General features: G+C 53.0%; 1 rRNA gene. It reads right to left on the bottom strand.

From position 1 onward, the window contains the following. Positions 1–34: 34 nt before the first annotated feature. Positions 35–2,826, bottom strand: a 23S ribosomal RNA gene (locus tag JQK15_RS26235). Positions 2,827–2,866 lie beyond the last annotated feature (40 nt).

Below are 2,866 nucleotides of genomic sequence, written 5' to 3' on the forward strand. Positions count from 1 at the left end.
GCTGTTTCCAGCATTGTCGTTGATGGTGGGACTCTTAAGCGCGAACAGAGCAATTAGGACTGGTTAGCTCCATGCGTTACCGCACTTCCACATCCAGCCTATCAACGTCGTGGTCTACGACGGCTCGATGAAATCTTATCTTGAGGGAGGCTTCCCGCTTAGATGCTTTCAGCGGTTATCCCGTCCATACATAGCTACCCTGCTGCGCCACTGGCGTGACGACAGGTACACCAGAGGTATGTTCAACCCGGTCCTCTCGTACTAGGGTCAACTCCTCTCAAATTTCGACGCCCACGGCAGATAGGGACCAAACTGTCTCGCGACGTTCTGAACCCAGCTCACGTACCACTTTAATTGGCGAACAGCCAAACCCTTGGGACCTGCTCCAGCCCCAGGATGTGATGAGCCGACATCGAGGTGCCAAACGATTCCGTCGATATGAGCTCTTGGGAATCATCAGCCTGTTATCCCCGGCGTACCTTTTATCCGTTGAGCGATGGCCCTTCCACGAGGGACCACCGGATCACTATGACCGACTTTCGTCTCTGCTCGACTTGTCAGTCTCGCAGTCAGGCGGGCTTATGCCATTGCACTCTAACAGACGGTTTCCAACCGTCCTGAGCCCACCATCGCGCGCCTCCGTTACTCTTTAGGAGGCGACCGCCCCAGTCAAACTACCCGCCACAGAGGGTCCCTGCACCGGATAACGGTGCGAGGTTAGACATCAGAAAACAACAGGGTGGTATTTCACCTATGGCTCCACATCAACTGGCGTCAATGCTTCAAAGCCTCCCACCTATGCTACACAGTTCTTTCCTAATGCCACTCTGAAGCTGCAGTAAAGGTGCACGGGGTCTTTCCGTCTAACCGCGGGTACTCCGCATCTTCACGGAGAATTCAATTTCGCTGAGCATATCCTGGAGACAGTGGGGAAGTCGTTACGCCATTCGTGCAGGTCGGAACTTACCCGACAAGGAATTTCGCTACCTTAGGACCGTTATAGTTACGGCCGCCGTTTACCTGGGCTTCAATTCAGAGCTTGCACTCCTCCTCTTAACCTTCAGGCACCGGGCAGGCGTCAGGCCCTATACGTCGTCTTGAAGCCGACTTAGCAGAGCCCTGTGTTTTTGCTAAACAGTCGCTACCCCCTGGCCTGTGCCCCCCATCAAAAGTTGCCTTAAGATGGGGCCTCCTTCTTCCGAAGGTACGGAGGCAATTTGCCGAGTTCCTTCAGGATACTTCTCTCAAACGCCTTGGTATACTCTACCATTCCACCTGTGTCGGTTTAGGGTACGGTCTATACGGTGGGGCTATTTCCTGGGACCCCTTCACTGCCCGGAGCAATCCAATAAGCCCGAACAATTTACGGCATCCGTCACACACCACCAGGCCCACGAATATTAACGTGGTTCCCATCGACTACCCCCTTCGGGCTCGTCTTAGGGGCCGGCTTACCCTGCTCAGATTAGCTTTAAGCAGGAACCCTTGGAATTTCGGCGAGAGGGCATCTCACCCTCTTAATCGCTACTCATGTCTGCATTCGCACTTCCGATACCTCCACGGTCGGTTACCCTTCCGCTTCAACGGCCTACGGAACGCTCCGCTACCGCTCAGTCAAAGACTGAACCCTAAGCTTCGGTGCATCACTTTAGCCCCGTTACATCTTCGCCGCAGGATCTCTTATTTAGACCAGTGAGCTGTTACGCTTTCTTTAAAGGATGGCTGCTTCTAAGCCAACCTCCTGGTTGTTTTGGAAATCCCACATGCTTTCCCACTTAGTGATGACTTGGGGACCTTAGCTGTAGGTTAGGGCTGTTTCCCTTTTGACGACGGACCTTAGCACCCGCCGTCTGTCTGCCGAACTAGACTCGTTGGTATTCGGAGTTTGGTTAGAATTGGTAGATCTCGCGACCCCCGCATCCATCCAGTGCTCTACCCCCAACGGCAAATATTCGACGCTCTACCTCAATAGATTTCGCGGAGAACCAGCTATTTCCCGGCTTGATTGGCCTTTCACCCCTAAGCACAACTCATCCGACAATTTTTCAACATTGAACGGTTCGGTCCTCCAGTGCGTGTTACCGCACCTTCAACCTGGTCATGCATAGATCGCCGGGTTTCGGGTCTAATGCATCAAACTATGGCGCCCTATTCAGACTCGCTTTCGCTGCGCCTACACCTAACGGCTTAAGCTTGCTTGATACACTAAGTCACAGACCCATTATGCAAGAGGTACGCGGTCAGGTCTCAAGGACCCTCCCACTGCTTGTAGGCATCCGGTTTCAGGTACTGTTTCACTCCCCTCATCGGGGTGCTTTTCACCTTTCCCTCACGGTACTGGTTCACTATCGGTCATGTACGAGTATTTAGGCTTGGAGGGTGGTCCCCCCATGTTCAGACAGAGTTTCACGTGCTCCGCCCTACTCAAGTCCTGATGTTTCATTTTCGCATACGGGGCTGTCACCCGCTATGGCCGAACTTTCCAGATCGTTCTGCTAATTAAACATCAGGCACTGGCCTGGTCCGCGTTCGCTCGCCACTACTAACGGAATCTCGGTTGATGTCTTTTCCTCCGGGTACTGAGATGTTTCAGTTCTCCGGGTTCGCTTCACCAAAGCCTATTTTATTCAGCTTAGTGATACCTCTCCCATTTAACTACGCACTTGGAAAACCAAGAACGGAATTAAATGGTGAAGGTGGGTTGTCCCATTCGGAAATCGCGGGATCAAAGCCTGCTCACGGCTCCCCCACGCTTATCGCAGCGTGCCACGTCCTTCATCGCCTGTACATGCCAAGGCATTCACCAGATGCCCTTACCTCACGCTTGAGAGTCCACACCACCAACGACAATACTGGGTAGCATTTG

The sequence above is a fragment of the Sphingobium sp. BHU LFT2 genome (assembly GCF_018604485.1).
GTDB lineage: Bacteria > Pseudomonadota > Alphaproteobacteria > Sphingomonadales > Sphingomonadaceae > Sphingobium > Sphingobium yanoikuyae_A.